We start from the raw sequence: 367 nt of genomic DNA on the forward strand, positions 1-367 counted from the left end.
GTGTTGCACCAGCCTGTCAAGCCGGTGCACGAGGTCAACCCCGAGATCCCACGCGCGCTGTCGGACATCGTGGCCCATGCGATGCACCGCGACATCGATCAGCGTTTTCGTTCTGCGCGCCGCCTGTCGCACGCGCTGCGCGACTGGTTGGACGGCGTCGATGGCAGCCGGCCTGTGGCCTCCGAGGCCGTCGCACCGCGCCATGCGCAGCGGCCTGCGCTGTGGCGCCAGCCCCTGGTGTGGCTGTTGGCGGTCAGCTTCATCGGTCTGGTCGTGGCGCTGGCCGGCGTGTTCTTGACGGGTCTGCGCGGGCACTGAGGGGGCGCTGCGGCGAGGGCTCGTGCGAGCAAGCGCCTCGGTCCGCATG

The 367-nt window shown here is 70.6% G+C and carries 1 pseudogene; it reads left to right on the forward strand.

The annotated features are described in order from the left end of the window. Positions 1 to 318 (forward strand): annotated as a pseudogene (locus B2W70_RS10535) (hypothetical protein); the annotation flags it as partial. Positions 319 to 367: the final 49 nt, after the last annotated feature.

Origin of the sequence: Aquabacterium sp. UBA2148 (assembly GCF_002328915.1) — a bacterium.
Classification (GTDB): domain Bacteria; phylum Pseudomonadota; class Gammaproteobacteria; order Burkholderiales; family Burkholderiaceae_C; genus Aquabacterium; species Aquabacterium parvum.